At 48.1% G+C, this 18,593-nt stretch carries 16 protein-coding genes; 9 read left to right on the top strand and 7 right to left on the bottom strand.

Annotated features, from left to right (window positions below):
- Nucleotides 1–68: 68 nt before the first annotated feature.
- From V7K50_RS16475 to V7K50_RS16455, 5 genes are all read right to left on the bottom strand, one after another.
- Complete coding sequence (locus V7K50_RS16475; RefSeq protein ID WP_334961768.1) at nucleotides 69–2,615, bottom strand: BamA/TamA family outer membrane protein; 2,547 nt, start codon at nucleotides 2,613–2,615, stop codon at nucleotides 69–71.
- 173 nt (nucleotides 2,616–2,788) lie between these two features.
- Nucleotides 2,789–3,526, bottom strand: a complete 738-nt coding sequence (gene purC / locus V7K50_RS16470; protein ID WP_334961766.1) for a phosphoribosylaminoimidazolesuccinocarboxamide synthase — start codon at nucleotides 3,524–3,526, stop codon at nucleotides 2,789–2,791.
- Nucleotides 3,527–3,799: 273 nt separating this feature from the next.
- A complete protein-coding gene (clpB, locus tag V7K50_RS16465) occupies nucleotides 3,800–6,442 on the bottom strand; it encodes an ATP-dependent chaperone ClpB (RefSeq protein WP_334961764.1) in 2,643 nt (880 codons plus the stop codon).
- Between the two features lie 555 nt (nucleotides 6,443–6,997).
- Entirely contained in the window at nucleotides 6,998–7,432 is a 435-nt protein-coding gene (gloA, locus tag V7K50_RS16460) for a lactoylglutathione lyase (RefSeq protein WP_334961762.1), read from the bottom strand.
- A 19-nt stretch (nucleotides 7,433–7,451) separates the two neighbouring features.
- A complete protein-coding gene (locus V7K50_RS16455; protein WP_334961760.1) occupies nucleotides 7,452–7,652 on the bottom strand; it encodes a hypothetical protein in 201 nt (66 codons plus the stop codon).
- A 24-nt stretch (nucleotides 7,653–7,676) separates the two neighbouring features.
- Between V7K50_RS16455 and eno the strand changes: the two genes are divergently transcribed.
- Nucleotides 7,677–8,966 carry a phosphopyruvate hydratase gene (gene eno / locus V7K50_RS16450; RefSeq protein ID WP_334961758.1) on the top strand — a complete coding sequence of 430 codons (1,290 nt, stop codon included), beginning with the start codon at nucleotides 7,677–7,679 and terminating at the stop codon, nucleotides 8,964–8,966.
- A gap of 114 nt (nucleotides 8,967–9,080) precedes the next feature.
- Here the strand turns inward: eno and argC are convergent, their stop codons facing one another.
- Entirely contained in the window at nucleotides 9,081–10,139 is a 1,059-nt protein-coding gene (gene argC / locus V7K50_RS16445) for an N-acetyl-gamma-glutamyl-phosphate reductase (protein ID WP_334961757.1), read from the bottom strand.
- A gap of 331 nt (nucleotides 10,140–10,470) precedes the next feature.
- Here argC and ribBA point away from each other — a divergent pair, with 331 nt between their 5' ends.
- On the top strand, nucleotides 10,471–12,144 hold the full coding sequence (ribBA, locus tag V7K50_RS16440; RefSeq protein ID WP_334961755.1) for a bifunctional 3,4-dihydroxy-2-butanone-4-phosphate synthase/GTP cyclohydrolase II: 1,674 nt from the start codon (nucleotides 10,471–10,473) through the stop codon (nucleotides 12,142–12,144).
- Nucleotides 12,145–12,291: 147 nt separating this feature from the next.
- Here the strand turns inward: ribBA and V7K50_RS16435 are convergent, their stop codons facing one another.
- Nucleotides 12,292–13,239, bottom strand: a complete 948-nt coding sequence (locus V7K50_RS16435) for an AraC family transcriptional regulator (RefSeq protein ID WP_442944610.1) — start codon at nucleotides 13,237–13,239, stop codon at nucleotides 12,292–12,294.
- Between the two features lie 126 nt (nucleotides 13,240–13,365).
- On the opposite strand from V7K50_RS16435, the gene V7K50_RS16430 reads away from it, so the two are divergent.
- From V7K50_RS16430 to V7K50_RS16400, 7 genes are all read left to right on the top strand, one after another.
- Entirely contained in the window at nucleotides 13,366–13,509 is a 144-nt protein-coding gene (locus V7K50_RS16430) for a hypothetical protein (RefSeq protein ID WP_334961753.1), read from the top strand.
- A gap of 149 nt (nucleotides 13,510–13,658) precedes the next feature.
- Entirely contained in the window at nucleotides 13,659–13,982 is a 324-nt protein-coding gene (locus V7K50_RS16425; protein ID WP_442944612.1) for a (R)-mandelonitrile lyase, read from the top strand.
- 154 nt (nucleotides 13,983–14,136) lie between these two features.
- Nucleotides 14,137–14,913, top strand: coding sequence for an SDR family oxidoreductase (locus V7K50_RS16420; protein WP_334961749.1), 777 nt, complete (start codon nucleotides 14,137–14,139; stop codon nucleotides 14,911–14,913).
- Nucleotides 14,914–14,976: 63 nt separating this feature from the next.
- The gene (locus tag V7K50_RS16415; protein WP_334961747.1) at nucleotides 14,977–15,285 is read left to right on the top strand and encodes a hypothetical protein; all 309 of its coding nucleotides are present in this window, start codon (nucleotides 14,977–14,979) and stop codon (nucleotides 15,283–15,285) included.
- 152 nt (nucleotides 15,286–15,437) lie between these two features.
- Nucleotides 15,438–16,289: an aldo/keto reductase gene (locus V7K50_RS16410; protein WP_334961746.1), complete on the top strand. Its 852-nt coding sequence runs from the start codon at nucleotides 15,438–15,440 to the stop codon at nucleotides 16,287–16,289.
- 131 nt (nucleotides 16,290–16,420) lie between these two features.
- Nucleotides 16,421–17,569, top strand: a complete 1,149-nt coding sequence (locus V7K50_RS16405; protein ID WP_334961744.1) for an aldo/keto reductase — start codon at nucleotides 16,421–16,423, stop codon at nucleotides 17,567–17,569.
- Nucleotides 17,570–17,599: 30 nt separating this feature from the next.
- Entirely contained in the window at nucleotides 17,600–18,583 is a 984-nt protein-coding gene (locus tag V7K50_RS16400; RefSeq protein ID WP_334961742.1) for an aldo/keto reductase, read from the top strand.
- The last annotated feature ends 10 nt before the right edge of the window (nucleotides 18,584–18,593 follow it).

Here is an 18,593-nt window from a genome sequence, read left to right as displayed (position 1 = left end):
CTTTGTGATTCACTAATACTTCGACTACGCTCAGTACAAGTGACCAATGACTAATGACTAATGACAAATTAAAATCTTTCGCCAATCCCGAAATTAATCCGGCTATCACCGTCATCGCTGATACCGTAATCAATCCGAATTGGCCCCAGTGGAGACTGGACGCGAACCCCAAGACCATAGCCAAAGCCCGTGCCGTTTTTGTTCAACAATTCAGCTGCTTGAGTACTAGTTCCCAGATCACTACCAGCATCAAAAAATAATGCACCACTGACTACTGAAAAAACTGGGAACCGATACTCAACTGATGCTTGCACATAACTACGTCCACTACCTAATGTTCCTTCGTCATAACCTCGGACGGAGTTGCTACCCCCAAGGGTAAAAGCTTCGTAGGGAGGCAAGTCACCGAGAACTGTTCCTGCTTGGAAGTTAAATGCTAGAGTTTGTGCCCCTTTGGAAAGGCTAATCAACTTGATGGGTAAATATTGGCTATAGCTACCCCGTAATCTGGTGAGTAAAATGTTGCCCAGTCCTATAGGGACTGACTGATCAACCCCGAGGCGCAGATAAGAACCTTTGGTGGGTTGCAAAGGGTTATTACGAAGATCGCGCTGTACGCCTAGTTGCAATAGTAGTAAATCGTCTTGACCTTCTGGAGACTTGGTTAATTGACTGGTGATTGGTGTTATGACACCATTTGCATTGGGGGTGAGCAGATTTCCATTTTGGTCGATGGGATTTCCATTACTATCGAACAGTCCTCCTGTTTTTATGAGATTGCCATCGGCATCACGGGCGGAAACTCGTTGATACTGTAAACCCGCTGAGGCAGTCCAGACGGAAGTTTTGTAAGGATTGGAGGACAGGGGACGGGTAAAAGTTACACCACCACCTATACGGAGAATGCGGGGGCGATCCTGAGAATCTGTATTAGTAGGATTAGCTGGATCAAACGTCCTAATATCCCGATCTTTGCCATCAAAAATCAACGAAACGGAACTGCGGCGAAAAATATTAGTTGTATAGGAAGTCCGGTAGGGATCTCCGGCGATCCAGGGGTCTGTGAAGCGCAGATCAAACAGCAGTTCCCGTTGTCCCACCTGTACTTCTGCGCCCAGTTTTTGGTTTCTACCATTCAGGTTTTGCTGTTGATAGCTAACTGTGCCAAAAAGTCCGCTAGCAGAACTAATCCCTGCGCCGGCTGCAATGGAACCACTGCTGCGTTCGGCTACATTCACTACTACATCTACCTTACTGGGGTCACTACCAGGGTCAAGGGACACATTCACATCCTCAAACAGTCCCACTGCATACACTCGCTGTAGGTCTTTTTGGACTGTGTTGCGGTTGAATACTTGTCCTGGCTTTAACTCCAATTCTCGTGTAATGATGTATTCTTGTGTCCGTCCCCGAATTGGTTGTCCCTTCTCGTCTGTCTCCTGACCATCTTTATTGCGGAACCTGACTCTAATGTTTTCTACTACCCCTTCTGCTACTTGCAAGGTAACAATTCCGTTTTCAGAGACTTGTGGCGCTCCAATCACGTTGGCTAGCACGTAACCTTGGTCTTGATATCGCTTGTTTAATTGCTTGATGCCTTCTTGCAAGTCACGCAAGTTGAGGATTTTGCCATACTGCTCCCGAAATACTTCATCGGCAGTATTAGCTGGTAGTACAGAAGTAACACCAGTGCCAGGATTGGCTTGCACTTCTACCTTGGTTAGGACGGGGTTAGGCTGGACAACAAAGCTCACCCGCACTCCCAAGGGGGTATCTTCTGGCGCTGCTTGAACGTTGGAGAAGAAGCCAGTACCAAAGATGGCGTTAATATCTTCTTGCAGTTGACTGCGGGTTGTGGTTCGTCCTGGTTGGGTACGAATTACTTTGTAAACTTGGTTTTCTAGTTCTGGCGATAGTTGCCCAGCCTGGGATCTAACTACTACTTCTGATACTAGTACGCGGGGGTCGTTGGCTTCTGGGGTTGTGTTGGGTTGAGTATTTCCCGGAGTTGTCGGCGGGTTAACATTCTGCGGATTGGGAGTAGCGCCGGGGCTTGGGGCAGGTGTTCGTTGTTGACTACCTGGGAATGGAATGTCTGGAGTGGCTGATGGTTTAGGATTTGTGGGTAATAAAGGTTCCGTTGTCGGTGGATTGACGTTCTCCGGGAGTGGAGTAGTTTCAAAAGTTGGGGAAGGCGTTGGTTGTTGACTAGCTGGAGGGGGGATGTCTGGAGCGGGAGACGGCTGTTGAGTAGGGCTGGGATTGATTTGAGGGGTTTGTGCAGTTCTTAGCTTTGTGGAGGTTGGCACTACTACCTCTGGGGTCGCCTGGGCGTGGACTGCCGCAAGCATCGCTGCGGGATTGGCAGGGTAAATTGCGACAACACGGGATTGTATATTTTGCGCCTCTTTAACCTCTGTGGGTTGAGATAGAGATTCTAGACTTTTACTAGAGTTGCTTTGACCAGTGTCCTTTTCTGGCTGCTGATTTGTTTCTAATGTCAAAACTTCTGTTGTCTGTTTTGAACTGTTGGCGGTTTCGGCTTTTGCACTCAATGAGCCGCCCAAAGGGACTGCAATTGCTACTACTGCCAGCAATACGGGAGATAAACGCATTTTACTTATATTCCTCTTCACGACCACACACACCATCACAAGGCAATAATGCCCTTATGCCAAAGGTAAAACTCAAAACATAATTTTTTTCTTTTGCTTTTTTACTTTACTAGGCAAAAGGCAAAAGGCAAAAGTCAAATATAATTCCTTCTGACCTTTTGGTTTCTAGCTGTTTAACTTGTAGTTTCTACTGCTTTTAACACTCTTTGTAAAACCTCCTGGTAGGCATCCTCTACATTTCCTAAGTCTCGGCGAAAGCGGTCTTTGTCCATTACCCGGCGGTTTGAGTCTTTTTCGGTGGTATCCCACAAGCGGCAGGTGTCGGGGCTAATTTCATCTGCCAAGAGCAACTGCTGTTGTGAGTCCAAACCAAACTCTAGTTTGAAGTCTACTAGGATAATGCCGCACCTCTGCCAAAATTTATGGAGAAATTCATTGATTTGCAATGCAAGATGTGTAATTGCGTCTACTTGTTCCGCAGTAGCTAGTTCTAGTAGGTATAGGCGATCGCGTGTCAACAAAGGATCTCCTAACTGATCGTTTTTGTAATAAAACTCAACCAAAGGCTGTTTCAGAATTGTACCCACTGGTAAACCTGTTTGCTGACACAAACTGCCAGCAGCAATATTTCTGATCACTACTTCTAAGGGTAAAATCTTTACTGCCCTCACCCGCATCTGATTCGGGGCAGGGCTATCGATAAAGTGAGTTTTTATACCATAAGCCTCCAACTGTTTAAAAAGTTGGCTGGAAATGCTACAATTTATTTTTCCTTTTCCTTGGATGCTGCCACGCTTTTGGGCGTTAAACGCCGTGGCGTCGTCCTTAAAATCAGCCAACAAGACTTCGGGATCGTCCGTTGTATAGAGAATTTTCGCTTTGCCTTCGTATAACTTGGAATTAACAGACATGGTGGCAGGTAAAGTTCTAGGCGATGGACAAAATTTGTCCTTTGAGGCTTCACCATTTTATCTTTAGTTATTAACTATTAGCCATTGGTGATTATTTTAATCGGATGTGGGGATGCCGATAATTGGGTAGAGGGGATAAAATCATCGGTGCAAATCTGATTGAACTGCCCCAATGAAGAGCGTTTCCAGCCTGAGGCTGGAAACGAGGTTTTAAAGGATTTATAGCTGAAGTTAACACCAATGACAACTGTCTTTCACCCAATTCGCCAGGTGCTATGTAGCAATCTGTGGTACTGATACCTTCGCAAGCATTTTTTTATTAAAAGACAGACCGGTTTCGTTTTTGTCAATGATTATCGTGTCTCCAGAGATAAAAGTATTTTCCAATAATTTGGTGGCGAGGGGGTTTTCTATTTCTCGCTGAATTGCCCGTTTGAGTGGGCGGGCACCGTAAACTGGGTCATAGCCTGATTCGACAAGGTGATCGCAGGCGGATTGCGATATCTCAAAGAAGATTTTTTGCTCGCGCAGAAGATTTTCTACCCGCTTGAGTTGAATACGGATGATATGCCGCATTTCTGTGCGACTGAGGGTATGGAAGAGAATAATATCATCGACGCGGTTGAGAAATTCGGGGCGGAAATGCGATCGCAACCCATCCATTACCCGCTTCCGCATCGTTTCATATTTGGAATCATCACCAGATACATCCAAAATATGTTCGCTACCTATGTTACTGGTCATGACAATAACGCTGTTGCGAAAATCTACAGTTCTTCCTTGAGAGTCAGTAATTCTCCCATCATCTAAGACTTGCAATAAAATATTGAACACATCGGGGTGGGCTTTTTCCACTTCATCCAACAGCACCACCGAATAGGGACGGCGGCGAACCGCCTCGGAAAGTTGACCGCCTTCTTCATATCCTACATATCCTGGAGGCGCTCCCACAAGGCGAGAAACTGAGTGTTTTTCCATATACTCAGACATATCCAAGCGCACCAAGGCATCATCAGAATCAAAGAGAAACTGAGCTAAAGCACGGGCGAGTTCGGTTTTGCCCACGCCTGTAGGTCCCATGAACAAAAATGAACCAATGGGACGAGAGGGATCTTTCATCCCCGCACGGGCGCGACGAATTGCGGCGGCTACTGCTTCTACTGCCTCTTCTTGCCCAATGACTCGTTGATGTAAATGACTTTCTAATTGCAGCAATTTTTGCCGTTCCGATTCCAACAGGCGATTGACGGGGATTCCTGTCCATTTGGCGACGATTTCGGCGATGTCGGCTTCGGTGACTTGTTCTCGCAATAAGGTGGAACCTTGGTTTTGAATTTCTAAAAGGCTCGCTTCTTTGGCTTCGCGATCGCGTTGTACTCCTTCTAATTTGCCATACTTCAATTGGGCAGCTTTATTCAAGTCATAAGCTCGTTCCGCCTGTTCAATTTGCACTCGCAGCGCATCTTCTTCTTTCTTTAAGGCGCTTATCGCCTCCAATATCTGCTTTTCACCTTGCCATTGTTCATTAAATATTTGCTGTTTTCCGGTTAAATTGACGATTTCTTGCTCAATTCGCTCCAAACGCTCTCTCGTTTGGGGAGTACTCTTTTCTTCACCAGCTAATGACAGCTTTTCCATTTCTAACTGCATGAGGCGGCGATCGATAGTTTCTAATTCGGCTGGTTTGGAGGTGATCTCCATTTTCAACTGGGCTGCGGCTTCATCTACTAAGTCAATGGCTTTATCTGGTAAGAAGCGATCGCTAATATAACGCGCTGACAGGGTTGCTGCTGCTACCAAAGCTGAATCAGAAATTTTGACGTTGTGATGAACTTCATAACGTTCTTTCAACCCCCGCAGAATGGAAATAGTATTTTCCACAGTTGGCTGATCGACAAATACTTGTTGAAAGCGGCGTTCTAGGGCAGCATCTTTCTCAATGTGTTTGCGGAACTCGTCGAGGGTAGTGGCACCAATGCAACGCAGTTCTCCCCGCGCCAGCATTGGCTTGAGCAGATTTCCCGCATCCATCGCCCCTTGTTGAGTGGAACCTGCGCCGACTACGGTATGTAGTTCGTCAATAAATAGAACAATGTCACCGTTAGATTCAGTAACTTCCTTGAGAACTGCTTTTAGGCGTTCTTCAAATTCACCTCGTAATTTTGCCCCAGCAATCAAACTACCCATATCTAAAGAAATGAGTTTGCGGTTTTTCAGAGATTCGGGAACATCACCATTTACCATACGCTGTGCCAAAGCTTCTGCGATCGCAGTTTTACCTACCCCAGGTTCACCAATCAATACGGGGTTATTTTTGCTACGACGAGACAAGACTTGAATTACCCGCCGAATTTCGTCATCCCGCCCAATTACTGGGTCGAGTTTGCCAGCTTTTGCCTGTTCTGTCAAATCTCTACCAAATTTTTGTAAGGCTTCATAGCGGGATTCTGGGGTTTGATCTGTCACCTTTTGACTACCGCGAACAGCTTTGATCGTCGCTTCTAGTTTAGCGGCATCGGCACTAAAGCCTTTGAGGATCTTTCGTCCAATGCGATCGTCTTCAGCAAAGGCCAAAAGTATGTGTTCCACCGAAATGTAGGAGTCTTTCATCCTGACTTTCGCTTCCTCGGCTCGGTCTAGTAAAACATCTAAATTGCGGCTAAGGTAAAGCTGATCGCTTTTACCAACTTTCGGCTGACGTTGGGTAAAGGCTTCTAGTTGCTGTTGCAAGCGGATTGGATCGACTTCCGATCGAGCCAGGATGCGTATTGCTAAACTCGTCGGTTCTTCTAACAGGGCAATAATTAAATGTTCAACATCTAGTTGCTGTTGTTGATAAGCACGTACTATATCCTGAGACTTAACAATTGCTTCCCAGGCTTTATCAGTAAATTTATTTGGATCTGTAGGTTGCATCTTTAGAATTTTGGAATTTTGATTTTTAGTTTAGGGAGTGCGGATTGGATATTAGGGACTTGTACTGAGCGAACGCGAACAGCGTCTCGTAGAGAAGCCGAAGTATTGGGGAGTGGTTGTAACCCTACTCCTTAGATAATTATCCAAACATTATCGGTGTATATCCGCGTGTATCTCCGGTGGCAATTTGGGATTGGTAATTGGTGATAGTTATAATCGATTACCTATTTCCTAATTTAAGACGAAAATACTGTTATGAGCAGACTTTGCCAGATCCTGCGGCTGGAGCGATGTCTACGACAGGCTACACCTACACTTTTATAGCGGTTCCCATTCAGATTGCGGTACAACGTTATATCGCAAGGTGTAGGGGCACGGCATGCCGTGCCCCTACGGGTGTACTGGTTCAACTTTTCAAGATATCTCTGGGTTCGTAGTGAGCGCTTCAGCGCTCAAGCCAAGGACTAAAGTCCTGACTACGAACTTATTTACCCATAAAAGTTGGTGTGGGAAAAGACTGGCGGATAATTTATTTTTTGCAAATCCGTATAATAATTAGTGACTTACAAGTTGTTCTTGTGATTCCTGTTTGACTGCTGATTCTTGAGTTTTTAGTTGAATTAGTTCAATTTTATACCCATCTGGATCTTCCACAAAAGCAATTACTGTGGAACCATGTTTCATCGGTCCTGGTTCGCGCACGACTTTACCGCCCTGATTGCGGATTTCTTCACACGTAGCGTAAATATCATCAACGCCAAGGGCAATGTGACCGTAAGCATTACCCAATTCGTACTTTTCCACTCCCCAGTTATAGGTTAGTTCGATCACTGCCTCTTCGCTTTCATCACCGTAGCCAACGAAAGCTAGGGTAAATTCTCCCCCTGGATAATCTTTTCGGCGGAGTAATTTCATTCCGAGAATTTCACAGTAGAATTTTAAGGACTCTTCAAGGTTGCCCACTCGGAGCATTGTGTGTAGTAATCGCATAGTGACCTTCTCTCTCTACTCAGTTCAGTATTGTTATCTGCCAATATTCTACAAACCTTAGTAGACGCGATCGCATTTGGACAAAATCTAAATCCGGTTGTTGATCTATGAGAAGCTTTTTAACCTCATCTGTGGAAATATTCTTTAATCTCAGCCAATAAAGTCTCTTAACAGCATAAGCTAACGATTGGGTTAGGCAACTGGACTGGATGCGTAACACACTCGAACAAAGGATAAAGTACAGATGAGTAAATTTCTAGATACTACCATTGAAGCGATCGCCGCCCGTGAAATTCTTGATTCACGCGGTAGACCAACAATTGAAGCCGAAGTACATTTAGCCAATGGTGTTGTCGGACTAGCACAGGTTCCCAGTGGTGCCTCCACTGGCACTTTTGAGGCTCATGAACTGCGTGATGGCGATAAAAGCCGTTATGGGGGCAAAGGCGTACTCAAGGCAGTACAAAACGTCAGAGAAGCGCTTGCACCACAATTGTTAGGTTTAGATGCCCTCAACCAAGAACTGTTAGATCGCACAATGATCGCTATAGATGGTTCTGCCAACAAATCCAATTTGGGGGCTAATGCGATTTTGGGGGTTTCCTTAGCAGCTGCTAAAGCTGGTGCCGAATCTCTAGCAATTCCTCTGTATCGCTATTTGGGTGGTCCTTTAGCGAATTTACTCCCAGTACCGTTGATGAACGTGATTAACGGTGGCGCACACGCCTCAAATAACGTAGATTTTCAAGAGTTTATGATTGTCCCAATTGGCGCAACTTCCTTTCGGGAAGCGTTGCGCTGGGGTGCAGAGGTGTTTGCTACTCTGAGTCAAGTATTAGATGAGAAGGGTTTGCTGACTGGTGTAGGCGATGAAGGCGGTTTTGCCCCTAACCTAGAATCTAATCAGGTGGCTTTGGAATTGCTGGTTGCTGCCATTAAGAAAGCTGGTTATAAGCCAGGGGAAGAAGTCGCTTTGGCCTTGGATGTGGCGGCTAGCGAGTTTTACAAGAATGGACAGTATGTTTACGATGGTAAACCTCACACTCCGGCTGAGTTTATTGATTATTTAGGACAATTGGTTGACCAATACCCAATTGTGTCAATTGAAGATGGCTTGCACGAAGAAGATTGGCAAAGTTGGCAATTCCTGACCCAGAAGTTAGGTTCGCGGGTGCAATTGGTAGGGGATGATTTGTTTGTTACCAACGCCACTCGTTTGCAAAGAGGCATCCAGGAAAAAGCCGCTAATGCCATTTTGATTAAACTCAATCAAATTGGTTCTCTTACCGAAACCTTAGAAACCATTGATTTGGCAACTCGTAACAGTATCCGTTCCGTAATTAGCCATCGTTCTGGTGAAACAGAAGACACAACGATCGCTGATTTAGCTGTAGCAACCCGTGCCGGTCAAATCAAAACAGGTTCCCTTTGTCGCAGCGAACGCGTAGCAAAATATAATCGCTTGCTACGAATTGAAGATGAACTAGGCGATCGCGCCGTTTATGCTGGTGCTGTGGGGTTAGGGCCGAAGTAGGGACTGGGGACTAGGGACTGGGGGCAGAATTCTTCCCAATACCCAATACTTCGGCTTCTCTACGAGACGCTGTTCGCGAACGCTCAGTACAAGTCCCCAATCCCCAATCCCCAATTACGGATAGAAACCAAGTTTGGGCAATCCCAAAGTTTCATCCCAGCCCATCATTAGGTTTAGACACTGAATCGCTTGGCCTGCTTGTCCTTTAATTAGATTGTCAATTGCTGACATGACAATTACGCGACCTGTGCGCGGGTCAACTTCTACACCGATATAACAAAGATTAGTGCCGTTAGCCCACTTGGTTTGGGGGTAAATGCCGCTACCGCAGATTTTCACCCAAGGAGAGTTGCGGTAGAAGGCTGAAAAAATTGTGATTAAGTCATCTCGCACTAGACCAGGATCGCGCATTGTGGCATATACCGTTGCCAAAATACCACGTACCATTGGGATAAGATGCGGTGTAAATTGGATCATGAGTTCGTGACCAGCTAAGTCACTGCAAATTTGCTCAATTTCTGGGGTATGACGGTGACGACCAATGTTGAAAGCTGCTATAGAGTTGTCGGCTTCAGCTAGTAATAAGTTAGTTTGAGGTTGCCGTCCACTGCTAGATGTGCCAGACTTTGCATCGATAATAGCTGTTTCTGGTACGATTAAACCTTGCTTTAAGAGTGGCGAAAGTGCAAGGAGACTCGCAGTGGGAAAGGAACCAGGACAGCCAATGAGTTCAGCTTCAGCAATGCGATCGCGATAAAGTTCTGGTAATCCATAAACTGCTGTCGCTGCAATTGTGCGATCGCTTCTTTCTGTACCATACCAATTTGTATAAGTTGTCAAATCACTAAACCGGTAGTCTGCACTCAAATCTAGTACTTTACATCCTTTTTCCAACAGTTTTGGCACAATTTGGCAAGCCAGACCATTTGGTAAAGCCAGGAAAACTATTTCACAGCGATGAGCAATTATTTCTGGTTCTACCGCCTCTATTGGCAGGTTCGCTGCATGAGCCAGATGCGGGTAGAGATCCCCCAAGGATTTCCCAATACTGCTCTCACCACCTAAATAAACCAATTCCACTTCTGGATGATCCATCAGTAGTCGTACTAACTGTACTCCGCCATAGCCCGACGCGCCAACAATCCCAACGGGTACGCGTCTAAATTTGCCCATGATCTAAAATCCTTATCCCATGAATGGTTAACTCGTTCTCAGCTATCAACAATATCAGCGACTAGATGCACAGGGTACAAAACGCCCCAAACCGGGAAATGAGGGAGTAGGGGGAGATGAGGGAGTAGGGGGAGCAAACAAACAATTCTTTATTATTCTTACTCATCCCCCTCATCGCAGTCATGTTTTACTGTCGCTGCACTTGAGAATGGCAAAAATTTTTGCCACTTTATCAAATCATTGCTAGTCTACTTCTCTGCCTTATAAAGGAGCTACAATCTAAAAGAGGAAATTGTTAAAAAAATTTACGTTGGTAGCTGGAAATCTTTCTGTGTCACAGCCTAATACTACACAAGCTTTTAAATTTGATTCCATTGATGCCGCCTTAGCAGACCTAAAAGCTGGTCGTGTGATTGTAGTGGTAGATGATGAAAATAGAGAAAATGAAGGCGACTTAATTTGTGCTGCCCAATTTGCCACACCCGACACGATTAATTTCATGGCGGTGGAAGCTAGAGGACTGATTTGTTTGGCAATGACAGGCGATCGCCTAGACGAGTTAGACTTACCCTTGATGGTAAGCAACATTACAGATACTAATCAAACGGCCTTCACTGTCAGTATTGATGCAGGTCCCGAATTAGGCGTAAGCACGGGCATCTCAGCAGAAGACCGTGCCCGTACTATCCAGGTTACTCTTAACCCAGCGACAAAACCGACAGATTTACGTCGTCCTGGTCATATTTTTCCCATTCGGGCTAAAGAGGGAGGCGTACTCAAACGCGCAGGACATACGGAAGCGGCTGTAGACTTATCTCGACTAGCAGGGCTATACCCGGCGGGGGTAATTTGTGAAATTCAAAACCCTGACGGTTCAATGGCGCGGTTGCAGCAGCTAGTTGAATACGCTAAACTTCACAACTTAAAAATTATTAGTATTGCGGATTTAATCAGTTATCGCCTACAGCACGATCGCCTAGTGTATCGTGAAGTCGTTACCAAGCTGCCTAGTGAATTCGGTCAGTTTGAAATTTATGCCTATCGCCATACTGTGGATAATACAGAACACGTTGCAATTGTCAAGGGCGATCCAGCTAACTTCAAAGATGAGCCTGTGATGGTACGGATGCACTCAGAATGCTTAACCGGTGATGCTTTGGGTTCTTTGCGATGCGACTGTCGGATGCAGTTACAAGCAGCACTGAAAATGATTGAGGCTGCTGGTCAAGGTGTAGTTGTATACCTGCGCCAAGAAGGACGAGGAATCGGCTTGATTAATAAGCTGAAAGCCTACTCGTTGCAGGATATGGGGCTGGATACAGTAGAGGCAAATGAGCGTTTGGGATTTCCCGCCGACTTGCGAGACTACGGGATGGGGGCACAAATGCTCATGGACTTGGGTATTAAAAAGATTCGCCTGATTACCAATAATCCCCGCAAAATTGCTGGAGTCAAGGGTTATGGATTGGAAGTAGTCGATCGCCTGCCATTGTTAATTGAGGCAACTGAGTACAATTCCTATTATCTAGCGACAAAGGCAAAAAAGCTGGGTCATCTGTTGTTACAAACTTATCTAGTAACAGTAGCAATCCACTGGCAAGATCAACCAGAAGTTGTGACGGAACGCTATGAACGTTTAGAAAAACTGCGCCACTTAGCCAGAAGTAATGATTTATTATTGCAGGAAGAAGCGCGTCCCTTAGCGATCGCTATATTTGACGAGCCATCTTTAACAGTACACTTGGGTTTTGATCAGCCAAAAGTTGCTAGCTGTGATTGGTATCAACAAAGTGGTCATCCTTATATACAAGCAATCTTCCAAATTCTCGATGAACTGGCAACTTTGCCATACATCCAGAAACTAGAATTTCTGATTTCTTCTGGTTGCGATCCTTTGAGTAATTTACAAGTCCAACTGGATCGGCAGATGTTCTCCGATGGTACACTGCCTTCATCGATTAGCGATCGCTTGGAGACACAACAAATTTACAGCTTTAGCAAATAGGATTCTGATTTCTGAATCCTGTTTTATTTTTAGAATAATATTGAATTAGTGGTCTGTCTCATTAATTCTGAAGGGTTATAAAAGTTCGTAGTAAGGACTTTAGTCCTTGATTTGAGCGATAAATCGCTCACTACAAACCTAGCAAAACTAATGGGACAGACTACTAGCAGTCTCCCTAGCAGCCTCTCGCAGCCGCTCCACATCGCGCATCGGTGGGGCACCAAAGAGCCGCTTGTACTCTCGGTTGAAGTGCGAGGCATCGTCATAACCCACTCGGTAGGCAGCACTGGTAGCGTCAAGGTTTTCCCCTAGCATCAAACGGCGAGCTTCCTGGAGCCGCAGTTGCTTTTGGAACTGCAAGGGACTCATTGCAGTGACAGACTTAAAGTGATGGTGAAAGCCCGAAACACTCATTCCCATTTCTCGGGCGATGTTTTCAATCTTGATCGGCTCGTTAAAGTCTTTACGAAGTCGCTCGACGGCTCTGGCGATGTGGTAGGTATAGCCACCGAGAACCGCAATATGACGGAGCCGATTACCTTGCTCTCCTATTAGGAGTCGGTAAATAATTTCCCGCTTAATCAGTGGTGCGAGAACATGAGCTTCTGTAGGGCAATCTAGAAGCCTGACGAGCCGCACCACAGCGTCCAAAAGATTTGCATTCAAGGGACTTACGTCGATCGCTTTCACACCAACACTGCTGCGCGATGAGGTATACCCTGCCTCGACCATCACTGAGCCAACGAGAGTGGGGTCAAGATCGAGGCGAAGGCTAAGATACGGTTGCGCCTTTGACGCTTCCAGAATTTGGCTGACAATCGGCAGTTCGACCGTAGCAAGCAGATAATGCATCGGGTCATACTGATAGCGATCGCTACCCAGAAGAACTTCTTTGCTGCCCTGAGCGATCGCACAAAAGGCAGGGATAGAGACACTATGAAGGCATTCCGAAGGCGAAGAGGCGCGGTTGAAGTGCAAACCTTTGAGCGGTTCAATCGTCCCATCATGACGAATCGCGTTGGCAATCCGCTCAGTCAGTTCGTCTCTGTTGGCTTGCGCTCTGTCTACCTCGCGCTTTGCCTGCGGGTCGTTCATTAAATTGATATCGGACTTTTCACTCGTTTTGGCAGCGTTCATTTCTAAGTTTGCAGGATTGTACAACAATCTTAGACGATCGTTTTATTGCTTGTCCTCGAAAATGCCTAAGATGAAGCTAAAGCAATGAAAAACAATTTCGGCTTCTTGCAAGCATCTGGATTTTTATTCAAGAGAAAACTCAGTTTTGATTGGGTAAGGAACTCACCTACTGACAACCAAAATGCCATCAAGGCTAACCTTGCTTCTGAAAAAATTCATCCCTATTGATAGAGAAGCGATAAATGCTCAATCTCTACGATTGGGACAGCCACCCAAATGGCATCAAGTGAAAGGAATTAAGGAAATGGACATTATAAAGAAGTGGCTCACAGCCTTCCGCCAAAGGATCGGCTGAGTATTTTACCGGCACTGTCCGCATTGACCCCCTGTTCGAGGCGCACGATCCAGCCCGCACACTTGGTGCCAGTGTCACGTTCGAGCCTGGCGCTCGGACAGCATGGCATACTCATCCGTTGGGACAAACCCTAATCGTGACGGCTGGCTGCGGCCTGGCACAGCGCTGGGGCGGCGCGATCGAGCAAATTCGACCGGGGGACGCGATCTGGTTCTCGCCAGGTGAGAAGCATTGGCACGGTGCCACGGCAACCACAGCTATGACGCACATAGCCATTCAGGAACAGCTTGACGGCAAGACCGTGGACTGGCTGGAGCATGTCAGCGACGAACAATACTCCAGCTAATCACCACATCCGGTGGTTTTAAGACCAATTCTCCAAAATGAGGCAACAGATGTAAATCAGGAAAGTCTTGCTCCATCTAAGTTTCTTAATTGCGAATTGCGAATTGCGAATTGGTATAAGACCTTGTTAGGCGAAGAATCGAAGGAGAAAAATAGTGAGGACGAACGAGAATGGAAACTACAGAGGAAAGGTTGCGTTTGTGACCGGAGCAGCGAGCGGTATCGGTCGAGCTACGGCGCTGGCGTTTGCCAGTGAGGGCGCTAATGTGGTGGTTGCTGATATTTCAGAACAGGGCAATCAAGAAACGGCACGCATGATCGAGGAACTCGGCGGGCGGGCGATCGCCGTCAGGTGCGATGTAACGCGGGCTGAGGACGTGAAGGCGGCGCTGAACAAGACCGTTGAGGCTTTCGGGCGGCTGGACTTCGCCTTCAACAACGCGGGCATCGAGCCGAGGAAGGCAGCTCCGACCGCGGAGTACGAGGAGGAGGAGTGGAACCGGATTATCGACATCAACCTCCGCGGCGTTTTCCTGTGCATGAAGCACGAGATCCCGTTGATCCTCAAGCAGGGACGCGGTGCGATCGTGAATACGTCATCGGGCGCGGGAATCATCGGCATCAAGGGCAGCCCCGCGTACACCGCCGCGAAACATGGCGTGATCGGACTGACCAAGGCAGCAGCCCTCGACTACGCCGCGCAGAACATCCGCGTCAACGCCGTCTGTCCCGGCTACATCGACACCCCAATGATGGGTCGTTTCACCGGCGGCACGGACGAAGGGCGCGCGCAGGTGATTGCGGAGGAGCCGGTCGGACGGATGGGCAAGCCTGAGGAGATCGCTGCGGCCGTCGTTTGGCTATGCTCGGACGCGGCTGCCTTCGTCGTTGGGCACGCTATGGTCATCGACGGTGGGCAAACGGTGCAGTGATGTTCGTCGCCAACACGATCAAACCCTAAACGCACGACTTCACCACTTTCACCGCCAACAGCGATGACTTATATCGCCACTCAGGAGGTACTCGACGGCAAGCCCGTGGACAAGTGGAAGTGGTCGTCTCCCGCAACGCCTCTGGATATCTCGGCATTCAGCCTGATCATGGCCCGCCGCAGTCTTTCCGGGTCTATGATCGGCGGTATTGCCGAAACCCAAGAGATGCTCGACTTTTGCGGCAAGCATAACATCACCGCCGATGTCGAAGTCATTCCTATCCAGAAGGTCAACGAAGCTTACGATCGCCTGCTCAAGTCTGATGTGAAATACCGCTTCTGTATTGATATGGCATCCCTGAAATCTGCATAACCGAGGTGGAACCTCGAAGGAGTAACAATGCAAAAGTGCAAACTTGGCAATAGCCATCTGGAAGTTTCGGTTCTTGACCTTAGCTGTACAGAACTGAGCTACGGCTGCCATTCTCGCCGATATCGGGTCAAGCTGCGGTAAAAGGAGAAATTATGCAGAAGGTTGTCTTGAACAACGGGTTGGAAATGCCCATTTTGGGATTCGGTGTCTTCCAAATGACTGATCTGGAAGAGTGCGAAAGAAGCGTCTCGGACGCGATTAAAATTGGCTACCGTCTGATTGACACGGCAGCTTCTTACGGCAACGAAGAAGCCGTTGCCAAAGCCATCCAAAAGAGCGGTGTGGCGCGAGACGAGATTTTTATCACCACCAAACTCTGGATTCAGGACGCGGGTTACGAAAGCACTAAGCAGGCTTTCCAGCGATCGTTAGACAAGCTGAGATTGGATTACCTAGACTTATATCTGATCCACCAGCCTTACGGCGACGTTTACGGTGCGTGGCGGGCAATGCAAGAGTTGTATCGAGAGGGTCGCACCAAAGCCATCGGTGTCAGCAACTTCTATCCCGATCGGCTCATAGACCTGATCATTCATAACGAAGTGGTTCCGGCGGTTAACCAGATCGAAACTCATCCCTTCCACCAGCAAATTGAAAGCCAAAAATTTTTACAGGAAAACAAGGTTCAGATCGAATCCTGGGGACCCTTTGCGGAAGGTAAGAACAACATTTTCAGCAATGAACTACTACTTTCGATCGCCGGGAAATACCAGAAAACTGTTGCTCAGGTGATTCTGCGCTGGCTAACACAAAGAGGAGTGGTTGCAATTCCAAAATCCGTTCGCAAGGAAAGGATGGTTGAGAACTTCAACATTTTTGATTTTGAGCTAAGTCCCGAAGATATGAATGCAATTATCTCGCTGGATACGAAGACGAGCAGCTTCTTCGACCATCGCGATCCCAATATGGTGAGAATGTTAGGAACTGCCAAACGCAACACTTAAGCTGCTGAAGACAACAAAGGGCTACACGCGGAACGGTTTTATTCCAGATAACTGGGGCGCTACAGCCCAAAGAAAGAGTCACAGACATGAACAAAGCACGAAACGACCCCAGGAGAGAAGACAGCCCTGCTATGCCGAATCGTCGCCAGTTGCTCGGCGCGGGACTGGGACTGGCCGCAGCGTCGGTGCTGGCTCGCCGGGACACGACCGCGCACGCCCAGCAAGCCGGACAAGCTGCCGCAGAACAAAACGCCAATGAGTCACAGCAAATGGCGCGTCGCAGACTCGGCTCTTTGGAAGTTTCGACCCTCGGACTCGGCGTTCAAAACATGAGCCGCACCTACCAAACGACTATCCCCACTCGGTCTGAGATGTTGAACATCATTCGGACAGCCTTTGACCGTGGTATCACCTTTTGCGACGCGGCGGAGGCTTATGGCCCTCATGAGGTGGAACGGATACTCGGCGAAGGCGTAGCGCCGTTCCGAGACAAGGTTGCGATCGCATCCAAGTTCGGCTGGAACATCGATCTCGAAACGGGCAAGCGCCGTCCGGGACTCAACAGCCGCCCCGACCATATCAAATTGGCCGTCGAGGGGATGCTCAAGCGCCTTCGCACCGACCGCATCGATCTCCTCTACCAGCACCGAGTCGACCCGCAGGTGCCAATCGAAGATGTCGCCGGCACGGTCAAGGATCTGATGGCGCAAGGCAAGGTTTTGCACTGGGGCCTATCCGAGATGGGGCCGAACACATTGCGCCGCGCTCATGCCGTGCTGCCCATTAGCGCCGTTCAGAACGAGTACTCGTTGCTGTGGCGTGGGCCAGAAGATGTAGTCATCCCGCTCTGCCAAGAACTGGGCATTGGCTTCGTCCCGTGGAGTCCGCTTGGTGTGGGTTTTCTGACCGGTGCCATTGACGCAAATACGCGGTTCGCTGACGGTGACATTCGCGGCATTGAGTCCCGGTTCTCGCCGGAGAATCTGCCTCACAACCTGGCGCTCGTTGACTTGGTGAAAAGCTGGTCCGTGCGAAAACAAGCCACTCCCGCCCAAATCTCGCTGGCATGGCTGATGGCGCAGAAGCCGTGGGTCGTGCCCATCCCCGGCACGACACAGATGCCGCATCTGATCGAGAACATCGGCGCGGCTGCCGTTCGATTCACACCTGCCGAACTTGCCGAACTGAACCGGTCTGTTTCGGCGATCCAGATCCGTGGAGCGCGCCTCCCAGACGCAGTGCTGGTCTTCTCGGGTGTAGAAGCACCTTCAAAGAACTGAACGTTCCAAAGCTAATAAAGGAGAAGTATCATGCAAAAACGTAAACTTGGAAACAGCAACTTGGAAGTCTCGGCGATCGGGCTGGGCTGCATGGGGCTGAACTATGCCTACAGCAACACGCTCGACAAACAAGAAAGCATTTCTCTACTGCAAGCTGCCGTGGAGCGCGGCGTTACCCTCTTCGATACCGCCGAAATGTATGGACCTTTCACCAACGAAGAATTGCTGGGCGAAGCGCTCAAACCCTACCGCGATCGCATCGTCATTGCCACGAAGTTCGGCATCAAGTTAAAAGACGGCAAACAGGTGCAGGACAGTCAGCCATTCGGAATCAGGGAATCTGTAGAAGGTTCGCTGAAACGCTTAAAGACCGACGTGATCGATTTGTACTATCAGCACCGCGTGGATACCCAAGTGCCGATCGAAGACGTAGCTGGAACCATCAAGGATTTGATCGGTGAAGGCAAAATCAAACATTGGGGGCTTTCAGAAGCGGGTGTACAGACCGTGCGCCGGGCGCACGCAGTCCAACCGTTAACTGCCGTTCAGAGTGAGTACTCCCTGTGGTGGCGGCGACCGGAAGAAGCCCTGTTGCCTGCCCTAGAAGAGCTAGGGATCGGTTTTGTGCCATTTAGCCCTCTGGGTAAAGGCTTCCTGACAGGCAGTATCAGCAAGGACGCAAAATTCGACAAATCCGACTTCCGCAGTATTGTTCCCCGGTTTAAGCCGGAGGCTCTTGACACTAACCAGTCCTTGGTGGATTTGTTGAAAGAGGTGGCAAACCAGAAGAAAGCTACAGCAGCGCAAATCGCCCTGTCCTGGATACTGGCGCAAAAACCGTGGATTGTGCCCATTCCCGGCACAACCAAACTGAGCCGCTTGGAAGAAAATATTGGGGCAGCAGATATCGAACTGACGCAGGACGAGTTGAAGAGCATCGACGAGGCATTGGCGCAAATTCCAGTTGAAGGCGATCGCTATCCAGAAGAGTTGGAAAAGCGCACGGGATTATAGACGGAATCGC

The sequence above is a fragment of the Nostoc sp. genome (genome assembly GCF_036917135.1).
GTDB lineage: Bacteria > Cyanobacteriota > Cyanobacteriia > Cyanobacteriales > Nostocaceae > Nostoc.
This window is presented reverse-complemented; position numbering and strand designations above follow the sequence as displayed.

Excerpts from the sequence above, each read along its gene's own strand:
- V7K50_RS16435 (WP_442944610.1), bottom strand. The coding sequence starts at position 13,239 with ATGAACGACCCGCAGGCAAAGCGCGAGGTAGACAGAGCGCAAGCCAAC.
- V7K50_RS16400 (WP_334961742.1), top strand. The coding sequence starts at position 17,600 with ATGCAAAAACGTAAACTTGGAAACAGCAACTTGGAAGTCTCGGCGATC.
- clpB (WP_334961764.1), bottom strand. The coding sequence starts at position 6,442 with ATGCAACCTACAGATCCAAATAAATTTACTGATAAAGCCTGGGAAGCA.
- eno (WP_334961758.1), top strand. The coding sequence starts at position 7,677 with ATGAGTAAATTTCTAGATACTACCATTGAAGCGATCGCCGCCCGTGAA.
- V7K50_RS16405 (WP_334961744.1), top strand. The coding sequence starts at position 16,421 with ATGCCGAATCGTCGCCAGTTGCTCGGCGCGGGACTGGGACTGGCCGCA.
- V7K50_RS16410 (WP_334961746.1), top strand. The coding sequence starts at position 15,438 with ATGCAGAAGGTTGTCTTGAACAACGGGTTGGAAATGCCCATTTTGGGA.
- gloA (WP_334961762.1), bottom strand. The coding sequence starts at position 7,432 with ATGCGATTACTACACACAATGCTCCGAGTGGGCAACCTTGAAGAGTCC.
- V7K50_RS16475 (WP_334961768.1), bottom strand. The coding sequence starts at position 2,615 with ATGCGTTTATCTCCCGTATTGCTGGCAGTAGTAGCAATTGCAGTCCCT.
- purC (WP_334961766.1), bottom strand. The coding sequence starts at position 3,526 with ATGTCTGTTAATTCCAAGTTATACGAAGGCAAAGCGAAAATTCTCTAT.
- V7K50_RS16430 (WP_334961753.1), top strand. The coding sequence starts at position 13,366 with ATGAAAAACAATTTCGGCTTCTTGCAAGCATCTGGATTTTTATTCAAG.
- V7K50_RS16415 (WP_334961747.1), top strand. The coding sequence starts at position 14,977 with ATGACTTATATCGCCACTCAGGAGGTACTCGACGGCAAGCCCGTGGAC.
- argC (WP_334961757.1), bottom strand. The coding sequence starts at position 10,139 with ATGGGCAAATTTAGACGCGTACCCGTTGGGATTGTTGGCGCGTCGGGC.